Origin of the sequence: Streptomyces sp. NPDC058646 (assembly GCF_042716875.1) — a bacterium.
GTDB lineage: Bacteria > Actinomycetota > Actinomycetes > Streptomycetales > Streptomycetaceae > Streptomyces.
Map to the genome: position 1 here is coordinate 120131 of NZ_JBHXRK010000011.1, position 14924 is coordinate 135054.

Annotated in this window: 15 protein-coding genes and 1 pseudogene; 6 read left to right on the forward strand and 10 right to left on the reverse strand. The window is 74.5% G+C overall.

All coding sequences use genetic code 11. From position 1 onward, the window contains the following. The first annotated feature begins 75 nt into the window (after positions 1-75). The 4 genes from ACFWUZ_RS15900 to ACFWUZ_RS15915 all read left to right on the forward strand — a co-directional run bounded on the left by ACFWUZ_RS15900 (position 76) and on the right by ACFWUZ_RS15915 (position 3058). Positions 76-1149 carry a M4 family metallopeptidase gene (locus ACFWUZ_RS15900; RefSeq protein WP_384372426.1) on the forward strand — a complete coding sequence of 358 codons (1074 nt, stop codon included), beginning with the start codon at positions 76-78 and terminating at the stop codon, positions 1147-1149. A gap of 9 nt (positions 1150-1158) precedes the next feature. After that, positions 1159-1428: a protealysin inhibitor emfourin gene (locus ACFWUZ_RS15905; RefSeq protein ID WP_384372428.1), complete on the forward strand. Its 270-nt coding sequence runs from the start codon at positions 1159-1161 to the stop codon at positions 1426-1428. Positions 1429-1469: 41 nt separating this feature from the next. Further along, positions 1470-2291, forward strand: a complete 822-nt coding sequence (locus ACFWUZ_RS15910; protein WP_384372430.1) for a GNAT family N-acetyltransferase — start codon at positions 1470-1472, stop codon at positions 2289-2291. A gap of 113 nt (positions 2292-2404) precedes the next feature. Next, on the forward strand, positions 2405-3058 hold the full coding sequence (locus tag ACFWUZ_RS15915) for a class I SAM-dependent methyltransferase (protein WP_384372432.1): 654 nt from the start codon (positions 2405-2407) through the stop codon (positions 3056-3058). Positions 3059-3141: 83 nt separating this feature from the next. On the opposite strand, the gene era is transcribed toward ACFWUZ_RS15915, so the two are convergent. From era to ACFWUZ_RS15935, 4 genes are all read right to left on the reverse strand, one after another. Continuing rightward, positions 3142-4092, reverse strand: coding sequence for a GTPase Era (era, locus tag ACFWUZ_RS15920; protein ID WP_384372626.1), 951 nt, complete (start codon positions 4090-4092; stop codon positions 3142-3144). A 190-nt stretch (positions 4093-4282) separates the two neighbouring features. Continuing rightward, entirely contained in the window at positions 4283-4600 is a 318-nt protein-coding gene (locus tag ACFWUZ_RS15925) for a hypothetical protein (RefSeq protein ID WP_384372434.1), read from the reverse strand. 307 nt (positions 4601-4907) lie between these two features. Continuing rightward, positions 4908-6002 carry a beta-xylosidase gene (locus tag ACFWUZ_RS15930; protein ID WP_384372436.1) on the reverse strand — a complete coding sequence of 365 codons (1095 nt, stop codon included), beginning with the start codon at positions 6000-6002 and terminating at the stop codon, positions 4908-4910. Between the two features lie 313 nt (positions 6003-6315). Then, on the reverse strand, positions 6316-7419 hold the full coding sequence (locus tag ACFWUZ_RS15935; protein ID WP_384372438.1) for a GlxA family transcriptional regulator: 1104 nt from the start codon (positions 7417-7419) through the stop codon (positions 6316-6318). Between the two features lie 71 nt (positions 7420-7490). On the opposite strand from ACFWUZ_RS15935, the gene ACFWUZ_RS15940 reads away from it, so the two are divergent. Continuing rightward, entirely contained in the window at positions 7491-8795 is a 1305-nt protein-coding gene (locus ACFWUZ_RS15940; protein ID WP_384372440.1) for an MFS transporter, read from the forward strand. An 18-nt stretch (positions 8796-8813) separates the two neighbouring features. On the opposite strand, the gene ACFWUZ_RS15945 is transcribed toward ACFWUZ_RS15940, so the two are convergent. From ACFWUZ_RS15945 to ACFWUZ_RS15970, 6 genes are all read right to left on the reverse strand, one after another. Next, a complete protein-coding gene (locus ACFWUZ_RS15945) occupies positions 8814-9167 on the reverse strand; it encodes a cytidine deaminase (protein ID WP_384372442.1) in 354 nt (117 codons plus the stop codon). A 58-nt stretch (positions 9168-9225) separates the two neighbouring features. Next, positions 9226-9588, reverse strand: a complete 363-nt coding sequence (locus ACFWUZ_RS15950; RefSeq protein ID WP_384372444.1) for an MmcQ/YjbR family DNA-binding protein — start codon at positions 9586-9588, stop codon at positions 9226-9228. Then, complete coding sequence (locus tag ACFWUZ_RS15955; protein ID WP_384372446.1) at positions 9585-10889, reverse strand: hemolysin family protein; 1305 nt, start codon at positions 10887-10889, stop codon at positions 9585-9587. The genes ACFWUZ_RS15950 and ACFWUZ_RS15955 overlap by 4 nt, the downstream gene beginning before the upstream one ends. Then, positions 10886-11383 (reverse strand): rRNA maturation RNase YbeY, encoded by a 498-nt coding sequence (gene ybeY / locus ACFWUZ_RS15960; RefSeq protein WP_031150912.1) that lies wholly within the window; start codon positions 11381-11383, stop codon positions 10886-10888. The genes ACFWUZ_RS15955 and ybeY overlap by 4 nt, the downstream gene beginning before the upstream one ends. Before the next feature lie 13 nt (positions 11384-11396). Next, complete coding sequence (locus ACFWUZ_RS15965; protein ID WP_384372448.1) at positions 11397-12437, reverse strand: PhoH family protein; 1041 nt, start codon at positions 12435-12437, stop codon at positions 11397-11399. A 165-nt stretch (positions 12438-12602) separates the two neighbouring features. Next, positions 12603-13700: a carbohydrate kinase family protein gene (locus ACFWUZ_RS15970; RefSeq protein WP_384372450.1), complete on the reverse strand. Its 1098-nt coding sequence runs from the start codon at positions 13698-13700 to the stop codon at positions 12603-12605. Between the two features lie 286 nt (positions 13701-13986). Between ACFWUZ_RS15970 and ACFWUZ_RS15975 the strand changes: the two are divergent. Then, positions 13987-14910: pseudogene (locus ACFWUZ_RS15975) on the forward strand (hypothetical protein). Positions 14911-14924: the final 14 nt, after the last annotated feature.

Genomic DNA, 14924 nt, shown 5'->3' on the forward strand with positions numbered 1-14924 from the left:
GCCGCATTCAGACGAGCGAATGAATCATGGTCGCAGCTAGTGACAGTACGGTGACCCGCTGCCACATTTCGGCTCATGGATGCCTCCCCCACCCCCCGCCACCCCGTCTTCTGCACGGTCGTGCCGCCGCACCTCCTCGAGAGGATCGCCCGGTCCCAGGACTCCCGGCGCGCCGATCTCGCGCAGCGCACCCTGGAGCGCGACGCCGCGCTGCGCACCCGGCGCCGGATGACCACCGTCCGGGGCGTCGCCTCCGCCCTGGGCGCGCCCGTCTCCGACGAGCCGGACCGCACGGTCCACGACGCCGGGCACGGCACGCGGCTGCCGGGCAGGAAGGTGCGCGGGGAGGGCGATCCGGCGAGCCAGGACGCCAGTGTCAACCGCGCGTACGCGGGGCTCGGCGCCACCTTCGAGCTGTTCCTGAAGGGGTTCGGACGGCGCTCGATCGACGACGCCGGGCTGGCCCTGGACGCGACCGTCCACTACGGCGAGGACTACAACAACGCTTTCTGGGACGGCCGCCAGATGGTCTTCGGCGACGGGGACGGGGACCTGTTCCTCGACTTCACGGTGTCGCTGGACGTCATCGGCCACGAGCTGGCCCACGGGGTGACCCAGTACACGGCGAACCTCGACTACTACCAGCAGTCCGGCGCCCTGAACGAGTCGATGTCCGACGTCTTCGGTTCGCTGATCAAGCAGTACTCGCTGGAACAGACGGCGGAGGAGGCGGACTGGCTGATCGGGGCCGGGCTGCTGGGGCCCGCGGTGAGCGGGGTCGCACTGCGGTCGATGAAGGCGCCGGGGACCGCGTACGACGACGACGAGCTGGGCAAGGACCCGCAGCCCGCGACGATGGACGACTACGTGCGGACCTCCCGCGACAACGGCGGCGTGCACATCAACTCCGGCATCCCCAACCACGCCTTCTACCTCGCGGCGACCGAGCTGGGCGGCAAGGCCTGGGAGCGGGCGGGGCAGATCTGGTACGACACCCTGACCGGCGGGGAGCTGGCCCCCGACGCGGACTTCGCGGACTTCGCCCGGCTGTCGACGGCCGCGGCCGTGACCCGGTACGGGGACGGGGGCGCGGAGCACCGGGCGCTCCAGAAGGCGTGGTCGACGGTGGGCGTCCCGCCGGCCGGGTAGAGGGTCCCCATGCGTATCCAAGTGGTCAGGACGGGCGGCTTCGCGGGCATCGAGCGCCGGGCCGAGGTGGACACCTCGGGCCGGCCGGACGAGGACGAGTGGCGGGCCCTGGCCCAGCTGGCCCTGCGGCCCGGTCCGCCGGGCCAGGGGGCCGACCGGGTGCGGGACGGGTTCTCGTACCGGCTCACGGTCGACGGGCGGACGGTGGCCTGCCAGGAGCCGCACCTGTCCGAGGCGCAGCGGGCGCTGATCTCGCGCGTGCTGAAGGAGGGCGCCTGAAAGGAGGTGCCCCGCAGGCGCCGCTTTGCTTGGATGACCCGATGCGCGACCACATGATCGACACGACGCTGTCCCAGCTTGAGCGGTACTACGACGCGGCGCCCCGGGCGGGCGGAGCGCGGGCCGAGGACTTCGGCCCGCTGACCCTGTTCGTCCAGGAGGGCGCGGGCTGGCCCTACTACGCGCGACCCGCGCTCGGCGGCTCCGGCGCCACGGCGGCCGACGTCGAGCGGGTACGGGCCCGGCAGCGGGAGCTGAAGGTTCCCGAGGCCTTCGAATGGGTGGCCGAAACCAGCCCCTGGCTGCGGGCCGCGGCGGAGGCGGCGGGCCTGCACGTCCACGAACACCCCCTGATGGTCCTCGACCCTGCGGCGGCAGCGCTCCCCGCCCATCCGGAGGTACGGCTGCTCGGTGCGGACGACCCGCTGCTGACGGCGGCGGTGACGGTCCCCGCCCTGGCCTTCGCGGCCCCCGGGACGGCGGTCGGCGAGGCCGGACCCGCCGAGCTGGCGGCGGCGACGGCCGACCCGGAGGTGTCGGCCCGCAGGGACCGGGTGTCCGGGATGCTGGCGTCGGGCCGTACGGTCATGGCGGCCGCGGCCCGGGACGGCGTGGTGCTGTGCTCGGGCCAGTACAACCCGGTCGGCGACACCGCCGAGGTGGTGGGCGTCGGCACGCTGCCCTCGGCCCGTCGCCGGGGCCTGGCCCTCGCGGTGACGGCGGCCCTGGTCGCGCGGGCCCGCGCACGGGGGATCCGTACCGTCTTCCTCTCGGCGGGCGACGAGGACGTGGCCCGCGTCTACGCCCGGGCGGGCTTCCGCCGGGTGGCGACCGCCCTCATCGCGGAACCGCCCGCCGCCTGAGAACCGGCCTTTTGCCGGAACGGCAAAGATGTTTGCCCGTCGGGCGGCCCGGGCGCAGCATCGGCGGCACAGGGCACGCACGCCGAGGGACACACAGAGGGAAAGAGACCGCCGTGACCGAGCACGCGCACACCCACGACGACCAGCCCGCCGGGGGCGAGGAGTTCTGGGACGACCGCTACCGCGAGAGCGACCGGATCTGGAGCGGCAACCCCAACGCCGTCCTGGTGCGGGAGGCCCAGGACCTGGCTCCCGGGCGCGCCCTGGACCTCGGCTGCGGCGAGGGGGCCGACGCGGTGTGGCTGGCCCGGCAGGGCTGGCAGGTCACCGCGACCGACATCTCCGGCGTGGCCCTGGGGCGCGCGGCCGAGCACGCCGCCGAGGCGGGGGTCACCGGCCGGGTGGAGTGGCAGCGGCACGACTTCGCCGTGTCCTTCCCCGAAGGGGAGTTCGACCTCGTCTCGGCCTGCTTCCTGCACACCTACGGGGAGTTCCCGCGGCCCCGGGTCCTGCGCGCGGCCGCCGCGGCCGTGGCCCCCGGCGGGATCCTGCTGGTCGTCGGCCACGCGGGCTCCCCCTCCTGGGCCCCGGACGCGCACACCGGCATCGCGTTCCCCACGCCCGGCGAGGTGCTGGAGCAGCTGGAACTGCCGGAGGGCGGCTGGGAGGTCCTGCTCGCGCAGGAGCACGCCCAGCCCATGAAGGCCCCCGACGGGAGCGACGGCAGCCGCCCGGACAACGTGGTGAAGGTCCGGCGCGTGCGCTAGACGGCGACGTGCCGATCAGGAACCGGCCCGGGGCCGGGGGAGGCTTCCCCCGGCCCCGGGCCGTACGCGGACTCCGCCGGGGATCAGAAGCCGAGCTTGCGCAGCTGCTTGGGGTCGCGCTGCCAGTCCTTGGCCACCTTCACGTGGAGGTCCAGGAAGACGGGGGTGCCGAGCAGCGCCTCGATGTGCTTGCGCGACTTCATCCCGACCTCCTTCAGGCGGGCGCCCTTCGGGCCGATGATGATGCCCTTCTGGCTCGGCCGCTCGATGTAGACGTTCGCGTGGATGTCGAGCAGCGGCCGGTCCGCCGGGCGGTTCTCGCGCGGGATCATCTCCTCGACGACCACGGCGATGGAGTGCGGGAGCTCGTCCCGTACGCCTTCCAGCGCGGCCTCGCGGATCAGCTCCGCGACCATCACCATCTCGGGCTCGTCGGTGAGGTCGCCCTCCGGGTACAGCGGCGGGCTCTCGGGCAGCAGGGGCGCGATCAGGTCGGCCAGCAGCTGGACCTGGCTGTCACCGACCGCCGAGACCGGGACGATCTCGGCCCACTCGAAGCCCAGCTCCTCGGCGAGCTGGTGGACCGCGATGAGCTGCTCGCCCACCACCTTGGACTCGACCAGGTCGGTCTTGGTGATGATGGCGATCTTGGGGGTCTTCTTGATCCCCGCGAGCTCCTTGACGATGAACTTGTCGCCGGGGCCGAGCTTCTGATCGGCGGGCAGGCAGAAGCCGATGACGTCGACCTCGGCCCAGGTGGTCCGTACGACGTCGTTGAGCCGCTCGCCGAGCAGGGTGCGCGGCTTGTGCAGACCAGGCGTGTCGACGAGGACGAGCTGGGCCTCGGGGCGGTGCACGATCCCGCGGACGGTGTGGCGGGTGGTCTGCGGCCGGTTGGAGGTGATCGCGACCTTGGTACCCACGAGTGCGTTGGTGAGGGTCGACTTCCCCGCGTTGGGGCGGCCGACGAAGCAGGCGAAACCCGCGCGGTGCGGGCTGGTGGACTCGGGGGAACGATCGCTCATACGGGCCATTCTCCCCGATGCGGCCCCCCGCGCCGACCAGGCCGCCGCGGCGAGCGCCGACAGGCCCGCCGGCCAGGTGCCGAGGAAGGGGTGCCCGGCGTAGGCGGCACCGGCCTGAGCTGTGGTTCCGTCCGCCCGTGCGGACACCGTCACCCGGGCGGCGTCCAGGGCGGGCGGATCGTTCCAGCGGGCTCTGAGCCTACGAGACCTCCGCGCCCGCGCCACGGCGGCTGACGGTGACCTCCCGCACGGCGGGGGCGGGCGCGGTGGGACCGGTCACCCGCAGGTCCAGCCGGGCGGCGACGGCCTGCCGCACGCCGATCCCCCGGGCGGCGCCGCCGCCGGGCCGGTCCTCCAGGGCCACGACGGCGCCGGGGTGGTCCCCGGGCTCGGCCCTGTCGGGGACGGTGAGGGTGAGGGCGACGCTCACCGAGCCGCCGGCGGGCGCGGTGACCCGCTCCTGGGCGAGCCGCGCCCACGCGCCCGCGGCCCGGCGCGGCTCGTCGGGGCCCCGCACGGCGAAGCCGCCGTCCCGGGCGGTGGGGTAGGCGCGGCGGCGTACAGCCGGAAGGTGCGGGAGCGGTCGCTGCGGTTGGTGACGGTCACGGCGTCGGTGGCGGCCTGGCCCGGCGCGGCGGCGAGGCAGAAGCAGGGCCGCCGGCCGATGCCCGTCGCGGCGGGCAGCACGGACCACTGGCCGTCGTCCGCGGCCGCGACCGGCCCGGCGGGGCCGAGCAGCACGGCGGCGAGCGCGGCGGCGGCCACGAGCGGCGCCCGGCCGGCGGGGCGTGCCGGGGCTCCGCCCGGCGGCGGCCTGCGGCCCGTCACGACAGGGTCAGCGTCAGGACCGCCGTGTACGCACCCGGCGGGGTGTACGGCGGCACCTGGAGGGCGACGGTGGCGTCGACCGTGGAGGTGCCGCCGGCCGGCGTGCCGTCCGGGGTGGAGGCCGGCACCGCCCCGTCCGGCCCGACCACGCCCGCGCTGCCCGGCGTACAGGGGCTCGGGCTGCCCCCAGCGGCCACGCACGACGGGGTCCAGGACAGGGACGCGCCCGGGATGCGGACCCCGCCCGGCCCGGTGAAATCGCCGACCTTGCCGGTGAGCGACCAGCCCGCCGGACCTCCCCGGGCGTCCTTGAAGGTGACGGTGGCGATCCGGCCGGGGGCCGCGCCGCCCTCGCCGTACGGGACGGCGCCGAGGGTGATCTCCTCCCCGGTCCAGGTCATCACCAGGGCTCCCGGTTCGACGGCGGCCGTCACCTTCTGGGTGCCCGGCTGCGGCGGGGCGGCCGCGACGACCGTGTACGCGGCCGGGCCGGAGCCCTTCCCGGCCGACCAGGCCGCGCCCTCGTAGGCCACCACGGCGGTGGTGTTCCGGTCCGTGACCGGCAGCTCCGCCCGGACCACGCCCCGTTCGTCGGCCGCGGCGGCGACCCGGTCGGCGGTCTCGGCCGCGCCGGCCCGCCCGGCGACCGTCACCGCCGCGCCGGGGACGAAGCCCGAGCCGCTGACCCCCACCTCGGCGCCGGGCGCGCCGTGGGCCGCGGCGAGGGAGACGCTGCGCAGGTTGGCGGTGGGAAGCGGGGTGGCGGTGAGCCGTTCGGAGACGGGGGCTGCGGACGCTCCGGCGACGGTGCAGCCGGTGTCCAGGTCCAGGAGGTGGCTGGTGCGGAGGGTGTAGCCGCCCGGTGCGAGGGTGATCCCGCCGGGGGCGGTGACCGTGAAGGTGCCGCTCATGGTGACGGCGGGCAGTGCCTCGCCCTCACGGACGGGATCGCTGCGTTCGGCTCCGACGACCGTGACCTCTCCGCTCTGCACGCCCGCCGGCACGATCCGGCCCGCCGGGGTCAGCACGTCGGCGGGCAGCGCGCCGGCGACCGGGTTCACGGCGGGGGTGGCGGCCAGCTGGTAGGTCACGGTGACGGTGTCACCGACCCGGGGCGCCGGGTCGTCGACGGTGATCCGGGCGGTGGTCGGCCCTTCGGCCGGAGGCAGCCCGGCCTCCTGGGCGGTAGGCAGTGCGTCGGGAAGCTCGCCAGGCCCGGAAGCTGTCCCGAGGGCGGCTCCCCTTCGGCGGCGGACGGCGGACCCAGCACTCCCCGGTGGCCGCCGCGAGCACGGCCGTGCCGACAGCCGCCCGCCATCTCATGCTGCGCGCTCCTGTCCGCCCCGTCCGCCCCATGGGTTCCGCCCCGACAGGGGGCCGTTCACGAGCGGGCGGCAGGAGAAGTCAATGGGCGGGCCCGGCAGCGCCTGATGACCCATCAGGAGATGGCAGGGTCGGCGCGGCCGAGCCCTCGCCCGTACCCCCCGCGCCCGTACCGCCCCCACCTTCGCCCGTGCCGCCCGCGCCCGCGCGGAAGGTGCGCCGGTAGGCCGTCGGACTCACGCCCAGTGCCGCCTGCACGTGCTTGCGCAAGGACTGCGCCGTCCCGAAGCCGGCCTCCCGCGCCACCTGTTCCATCGGCAGGCCCGTCCGCTCCAGCAGCCGCCGGGCCCGCTCCACCCGCTGCCCGACGATCCACTGGCCGGGGCTGACCCCGGACTCCTCCCGGAAGCGGCGGGTGAAGGTGCGTACCGACACGGCCTCCTGGCGCGCCAGGTCGGTCAGCCGCAGCGGCTCGTGCAGCCGGTCCAGCACCCACGCGCGGGCCGCCGTGGTGCTGGCGAGCTGCGGCTGCGGCACCGGCCGCTCGATGAACTGGGCCTGCCCGCCGTCCCGGTGCGGCGGTACGACGGTCCGCCGGGCCACCTCGTTCGCCACGGCCGCGCCGTGGTCGCGGCGCACGATGTGCAGGCACAGGTCGATGCCCGCGGCGACCCCGGCGGAGGTCAGCACGTCGCCGTCGTCGGTGTAGAGCACGCCCGCGTCCACCCGCACCTCCGGGAAGAGGCGCTGGAAGTGCTCGGCCGAGGCCCAGTGCGTGGTGGCCCGGCGGCCGTTCAGGTACCCCGCGGCGGCCAGGACGTAGCCGCCCGTGCAGATGGAGACGAGCCGGGTGCCGGGCCGGATGTGCGCGAGGGCCGCCGCGAGCTCCTCGCCCAGCCGGCCCTCCTCGTACGCCGGGCCCAGCTCGTAGGAGGCCGGCACCACGACCGTGTCCGCGGTGGCCAGCAGTTCCGGGCCGTGCTCGACGTGGACCGCGAAGTCGGCGTCCGTGGGCACCGGCCCGGGGGCGAGCCCGCAGGTCGAGATCGCGTAGAGCGGCCGCCCGGCCGGATCCTTGGCCCGGCCGAAGATCCGGTGCGGGATGCCGAGCTCGAAGGGCAGCAGCCCGGCGAGGGCGAGTACGACGACGCGGTGCGGCCCAGCTGACCTGCCTGACGACTCCATGGCCCGATCGTAGCGAAGCATGACAGCCAGGCCACTGTCGTAGGGGTTCGTGCAGGCCGGAGGCTTGGCCCGTGACCCAGACAGCTTCCGACCCCCTCGTCTCCCCGCCCGCCCCGCGCCGGGGCGGACGCGTCCACCGCGCCTGGTCCGTGGCCGCCGTCGCCTTCGTGACGATCATCGGAGCCGCGGGCTTCGCCTCCCTGCCCGGCCTGCTGATCGAGCCGCTGCACGAGGAGTTCGACTGGTCGCGCGGCACGATCGCCTTCGCCGTCTCCGTGAACCTCGCGCTGTACGGGCTGACCGCCCCCTTCGCCGCGGCCCTGATGGACCGCTTCGGCATCCGCCGCGTCGTGGCCCTGGCCCTGCTGGTCATCGCCGGCGGCTCGGTGGCCACGGTGTGGATGACCGCGCCCTGGCAGCTGGTGCTGTTCTGGGGCGTCCTGGTGGGCCTGGGCAGCGGCTCGATGGCCCTGGCCTTCGCGGCGACGGTCACCAACCGCTGGTTCACCGCCCGGCGCGGGCTGGTCACCGGCATCCTGACCGCGGCCGGGGCCTCCGGCCAGCTGGTCTTCCTGCCGCTGCTGTCCTGGCTGGTGGAGCACCACGGCTGGCGCCCGGCGACGGTGACGGTCTCCCTCTCCGCGCTGGCCGTCGTCCCCTTCGTGTGGCTGCTGCTGCGCGATCACCCCGCCGACGTGGGGCTCGCCCCGTACGGCGGGGTGTACGCGAAGAAGCCCGACCCCGCCCCCGGGGCGGCCCGGCGGGCGGTGACCGTGCTCCTCGACGCTGCGCGCACCGGCCCCTTCTGGCTGCTGGCGGGCACCTTCGCCATCTGCGGCGCCTCGACCAACGGCCTGGTCCGCACCCACTTCGTGCCCGCCGCCCACGACCACGGCATGCCGGTGACGGCCGCCGCCGGGCTGCTGGCGGTGATCGGGGTGTTCGACGTGGTGGGCACGGTGGCCTCGGGCTGGTTCACCGACCGCTTCGAGGCGCGGCGCCTGCTGGCCGTCTACTACGCGCTGCGCGGGGTGTCGCTGCTGTTCCTGCCGATGCTGCTGGCCCCGTCGGTGCGGCCGCCGCTGGTCTTCTTCATCGTCTTCTACGGCCTGGACTGGGTCGCCACCGTCCCCCCGACCATCGCCCTGTGCCGCGAGCACTACGGGGAGGACGGGGCGATCGTCTTCGGCTGGGTGCTCGCCTCGCACCAGGTCGGCGCGGCGGTGGTGGCCTTCCTGGGCGGCCTGGCACGCGACGCCTTCGGCTCGTACGACGTCGTCTGGTACGCCTCCGGTGCGCTGTGCGCGATGGCGGCGCTGATGGCGATGGTCATCCGAAGGCCGGGGCCGGTGCCCCGGCCGGTGACGGTGCGGTGAGGCCGGGGCGCAGGGAGGTCAGCCGGCCGGGGTGGTCGACTTGAGGGTGCCGTCGGGGCCCGCCAGCAGGACCGGGGTGTCCGGGCCGCCGAGGTCGCGGACAGCCGCCCGGTCGGCCGCGGCGGGGGCGTCGGCCGCACTGACGACGGCGGCGGCCTCCAACGACTGCGCCCCGCTCGCCACGGCCATCGCGACGGCGGTCCGCAGCGCGCTCAGCTTCAGGGAGTCGAGCTCCACCGTGCCGGCGACGTAGGTACGGCCCGTCTCGTCCCGCACCGCGGCCCCCTCGGGCACGCCGTTGCGGGCCCGGGCGCTGCGCGCCAGCGTGATGATCTTGCTGTCCTCGGGGTCGATCCCGGTGCTGTCGGTCATGGTCGAAAGCATAGGGAGCGCCCCGGCGGGCCGTGCAACGGCCCCGCCGGGGCCCCGGTCACGGCCGGTCGAGCCGCAGCCGCTCCGCCTTCGGCAGGCCCGCCACCACCAGGTCGTACGAGTCCTCCACCAGCTCGCGGACCAGCGCCTCCGGCAACCCGTCCGGCCCGCCCACGGTGACGGTGTTCCAGTGCCGCTTGTTCATGTGGTAGCCGGGCACGACGGCCGCGTGCTGCTCGCGCAGCCGCACGGCCTGCTCCGGCTCGCACTTGAGGTTGACCTTCAGCGGTTCGGCGTCCAGCGCGGAGAGCGCGAACACCTTCCCCAGCACCTTGAACACCGAGATCTGCGGGGTGAAGGGGAACTCCTCCACCGCCGCCTCGAAGTCCAGGCACAGCGCCCGCAGTCCGGCCGGGGTCATTCGCCCTCCTCGCCCCGGTTCTCCGGCGGGGCCGCGGGCTCCGCCAGCACGGTCACGATCTTGTTCCGGCGCCCCGCGGGCGACTCGGCGGTCAGCCGCAGCGGACGCCCGTCCGGCAGGTCCACCACCGCCGACGCGCCCGCGATCGGGACCCGTCCCAGTGCCTTCGCCAGCAGGCCGCCGACCGTCTCCACGTCCTCGTCGTCGAAGGCCTCGACCTTGAACAGCTCGCCGAGGTCGGTGATGTCGAGCCGGGCCGTCACCCGGTAGCGGTCCCCGCCCAGCTCCTCCACCGGCGGGAGCTCACGGTCGTACTCGTCGGTGATCTCGCCGACGATCTCCTCCAGGATGTCCTCGATGGTGACGATCCCGGCCGTGCCGCCGTACTCGTCGATGACGACGGCCACGTGGTTGCGCACCTGCTGCATCTCGCGCAGCAGGTCGCCCGCGTTCTTGGTGTCCGGCACGAAGACCGCCGGCCGTATGACGGTGGAGACCAGGTCGGACTCCGCCTCCCGGCTGATGTGGGTCTTGCGGACCAGGTCCTTCAGGTAGACCATCCCGACGATGTCGTCCTCGTTCTCCCCGGTGACGGGGATGCGCGAGAAGCCGGACCGCAGCGCGAGCGTGGTCGCCTGACGGACCGTCTTGTAGCGCTCGATGCAGACCAGGTCGGTGCGCGGGACCATCACCTCGCGCACCAGGGTGTCGCCGAGTTCGAAGACCTGGTGCACCATGCGGCGCTCGTCGTCCTCGATCAGCGATTCCTTCTCCGCCAGGTCCACCATCGCGCGCAGCTCCGCCTCGGAGGCGAACGGCCCCTTGCGGAAGCCCTTTCCGGGCGTGAGCGCGTTGCCGATGAGGATCAGCAGCTGCGGCACCGGCCCCATGACCCGGGCCAGCGGCACGAGGACGTACGCGGCCGCCGTCGCGGTGTTCAGCGGGTGCTGGCGGCCGATCGTACGGGGGGACACGCCGACGGCGACGAAGGAGACCAGCACCATCACGGCGATGGCCACGAGGAGCGCGGTCCAGTTCTCGCCGAACTCGTCGAGGCAGACGTAGGTGACGAGGACCCCGGCCGCCATCTCGCAGGTGACCCGCACCAGCAGGGCGACGTTGAGGTAGCGGGTGGGGTCGCCGGCGACCTGTGCGAGCTTGTCGCTGCCGCGCCGGCCCTCCCGTACGGCCTGCTCGGCGCGGAAGCTGGAGATGCGGGCGATCCCGGACTCGGCGCAGGCCGCGAACCAGGCCACGACGACCAGCAGGACGGCGCCGGTGATCAGTTGCGCGGCGTTCACGAGACGGTCGGTGCCGGGGACGGGCCGGTCATGCCGCGCTCACCGCGCCAGCCGTCGACGATGGCCGCCTGGAGACCGAACATCTCGGCCTTCTCGTCCGGCTCCTCGTGGTCGTAGCCGAGCAGGTGCAGCACCCCGTGGACGGTCAGGAGCTGGAGCTCCTCGTCCATGGAGTGCTGCGTCGGGGCGTCCTCACCCTGCTTCTTGGCCACCTCGGGGCAGAGCACGATGTCGCCGAGGAGCCCCTGCGGGGGCTCCTCGTCGTCCTTCGCCGGCGGGCGCAGCTCGTCCATCGGGAAGGACATGACGTCGGTGGGACCGGGCAGGTCCATCCACTGGATGTGGAGCTGCTCCATCGCCTCCTCGTCGATCACGATGACGGAGAGTTCGGAGAGCGGGTGGATCCGCATCCGGGTGAGCGCGTAGCGGGCGATGTCGAGGATCGCCTGCTCGTCGACCTCGGTACCGGACTCGTTGTTGACGTCGATCGACATGGTGCGCTGGGTTCTACTTCCGCTGGTGGCCGTTGGCGGCCTGCTGGCCGTCGTCGTACTTCTCGTACGCGTCGACGATACGGCCGACCAGCTTGTGGCGGACGACATCCTCGGACGTGAGCCGCGAGAAGTGGATGTCCGGGACCCCGTCCAGGATCTCCTGCACCTGGCGCAGACCGCTCTTGGCCCCGCCGGGCAGGTCGATCTGGGTGATGTCGCCGGTGACGACGATCTTCGAGTCGAAACCGAGCCGGGTGAGGAACATCTTCATCTGCTCGGCGGTCGTGTTCTGCGCCTCGTCCAGGACGACGAAGGCCTCGTTGAGCGTGCGGCCGCGCATGTACGCCAGGGGCGCCACCTCGATGGTCCCGGCGGCCATGAGCCGCGGGATGGAATCGGGGTCGAGCATGTCGTGCAGCGCGTCGTAGAGCGGGCGCAGGTACGGGTCGATCTTGTCGAAGAGGGTGCCCGGCAGGAAGCCGAGCCGCTCCCCCGCCTCGACCGCGGGCCGGGTCAGGATGATCCGGCTGACCTGCTTGGACTGCAGGGCCTGGACCGCCTTGGCCATGGCCAGATACGTCTTGCCGGTACCGGCGGGGCCGATGCCGAAGACGATCGTGTTCTTGTCGATCGCGTCGACGTACCGCTTCTGGTTGAGGGTCTTGGGACGGATCGTGCGGCCGCGGCTGGAGAGGATGTTCTGCGTGAGCACCTCGGCGGGCGTCTCCTCGGGGCCGCCCTTGCCGTTGCCGCTCGCCTTGAGCATGGCGATCGAGCGTTCCACTGCGTCCTCCGTCATCGGCTGCCCGGTGCGGAGCACCAGCATCATCTCGTCGAACAGGCGCTGGATCAGGGCGACTTCCGCCGCGGCTCCGATCGCGCTGACCTGATTGCCCCGAACATGGATGTCGGCCTTCGGGAAGGCCTTCTCGATCACGCGCAGGAGCGCGTCCCCCGAGCCGAGGACGGTCACCATCGGGTGGGTGGCCGGAACGGTGAAGTGGGCTCGCGCCTGCCCCGGCGCCGGGGTGTGGGCTGTAGGTGTCTGAGTCATGGGCCGGCACTGTGGCCTGCACATACCTCCCGCTGAGGGGCCGCGCCGATCGACGACCTCCGGACTACCAAGCCTACGTCTCCGCCGGGGCATCCCCGAGAGGTTTTCCCTCCCGTTCCGGGACCGGGCCCGCGGGGCGGGCCGCGGCCCGTCCCCGCCCCGCCGCTACGCGGAGTGCCGGAAGCCGATCGTCGGCACCGCCCGGCGCCGCTCCGCCGGGGTCGAACCCTGCGGGATCAGGGCGTCCAGGAAGCCGTAGCGGCCGCGCAGCCCTTCGGGGACGGCCCGCCACCAGTGGGCCACCTCGGGCCAGCCGGGGGCCGACAGCGAGCCGCCGAACTCCTGGACCGACAGCGCGGCCGTCAGCCCCGCGAAGGCGAGGCGGTCCGCCAGCGGCCAGCCCGCCAGGGTGCCGGTCACGAAGCCGGCCACGTACACGTCCCCCGCCCCCGTCGGATCCAGGGCGTCCACCGTGATCCCCGGGACGTGCGCCGTCTCCCCGGTGCGCCCGTCCACCGCGTACGAGCCCTCCGGGCCCATGGTCACCACCGCGATCGGCACCTTCTCGGCCAGCGCCCGGGCGGCCGCCCTCGGGCACTCGGTGCGGGTGTACCGCATCGCCTCTCCCGCGTTCGGCAGGAAGGCCTCGCAGTGCTCCAGGTCGGCCAGGGCCGACAGGTCCCACCGGCCGCTCTCGTCCCATCCGACGTCGGCGAAGACCTTCGAGCCGCGCCGCGCGGCCTCCGCGATCCACGGCTCGCCCCGGCCCGGTCCGAGCGAGGCCACGGCCGCGCGGGCCTTCGGCGGGCACTGCGGGAAGGGCCCCGGGCCCGCCGGGGGAGGCGCCTCGTGGCCGTGCGAGACCATGGTGCGCTCGCCCTCGTAGGCCATCGAGACGGTGACGGGGCTGTGCCAGCCGGGGACGGTCCGCGACATCGACAGGTCGATGCCCTCGCCCTGTTCGAGGGCGTCCCAGCAGTACTCGCCGTAGTGGTCGTCCCCGAAGGCCGCGGCCAGCGAGGTGCGCAGGCCGAGCCGGGCCAGAGCGGTGGCCATGTTGGCCACGCCGCCCGGGGAGGAGCCCATGCCGCGCGCCCAGGACTCCGTCCCGCGGACCGGCGCCGAGTCGAGGCCCGTGAAGATGATGTCGAGGAAGACCGGACCGGTCAGGAAGACGTCGCACCCCGGTTCCTGGGGATCGCGCAGCGGACCGAGCGGATCCACTGCTGCGTCGCGGCTGGTGAGGCTGTCCCGACTGGTCACGGTGTACTCCCCGGTGTCTCGCGTGCGCCGACCGATGCCCTGAAGGTTCGTTTCTGCAGCAGGGTTTCACTGGAAAGCTGCCAGCCCTGCCCGCCTCGGGCAGGACCAAACCTAGTGTGTCGCACATCACGCCCGGAAGGCCCTTTTCGCCAACTCCGCCCGGTTGATGGACAGGGGCCCCGCTCTCTCCGCGGCGCCCACGCACCACCAGGAACGACCCGTGCCCCACCCCACCGCCGCGCCGCCCTCCGGGCCGCCTTCCGGGCCCTCCGCCGCCTGGCCCCTCGTGGCCTCTTCACGGCCGGCCACCTCGCCCCGTACCTCCTGCCGACGTCGTCGGGCGGCTCGACGCGCACCTTCCGCTGGGCCCCGCCCAGGCCGGTCTCATCGGCACGGCCCTGCTGCTCGGGTCCGCCACGGCCGGTTTCGCCCTCGCCTCCCGCATCCCCCGCCTCGGGCCGCGCCGGCCGGCCCGGCTGGGGCTGCTCCTCGCCGTCGCGGGCTACGGCACGGCCGCCGCGACCCCGCTGCTGCCCCTGGTGGTGGCGGGCGCGGTCGTCGGCGGCTTCGGCTCCGGTACCGCCACCGCCGTGGCCGCCTCCGGGACCGCCGGGCGGCGCCCCCGCGGGTGGCGCGGAGCCCGGCCGGGGGCAGCTCCCGTACGCGCGCCGGGGCGGTGCCGGCCGGGTGTCTGATGCTGTGGTCCCTGGCCCAGAACGCCCTGTGGGGGGGGGCAGCGGCCGGATCGGGGCCCAGCAGGCGGGGCTGTCGGAGGCCTCGGCATGGTCTTCGCCGCGGCCCTGGGCGCCGGCCTGCTCGGGGTCACGGCCGCCTCCGCGCCGGGCGCCCGCCTGGGCCGGGCCGTCCCGATCGGCGCGGGCACGGCGCTGATCGCCTGCAGCCTGCTCCCCGGGGGCGCGGGCTTCCCGGGCATGGGCCTGGGGCCGGGCGGGCCGCTGCCGGCGGTGGGGCCGGGCCGATGGCGGCCGTCGCCCTGCACGCCGGCGGGCGCCCGCTGACCGCGGGTTCGGTACGCCGCCGTGGCGGGGCGCCGGCCACGGTGCCGGCGGCCGGAGCCGGCACCCCTCCGCGTACGGTCCCCCGCGTCGGCGCCCAGGAGCTCACGGTCACCGCGATCTCCGTCCGCCGCCGGCCGCGCCGCGTCCTGATCCCCTCCCCGAGCCTGCGCCGCTCCGGCGCCCGGCTGTAGAGGGCCCGCCGGCT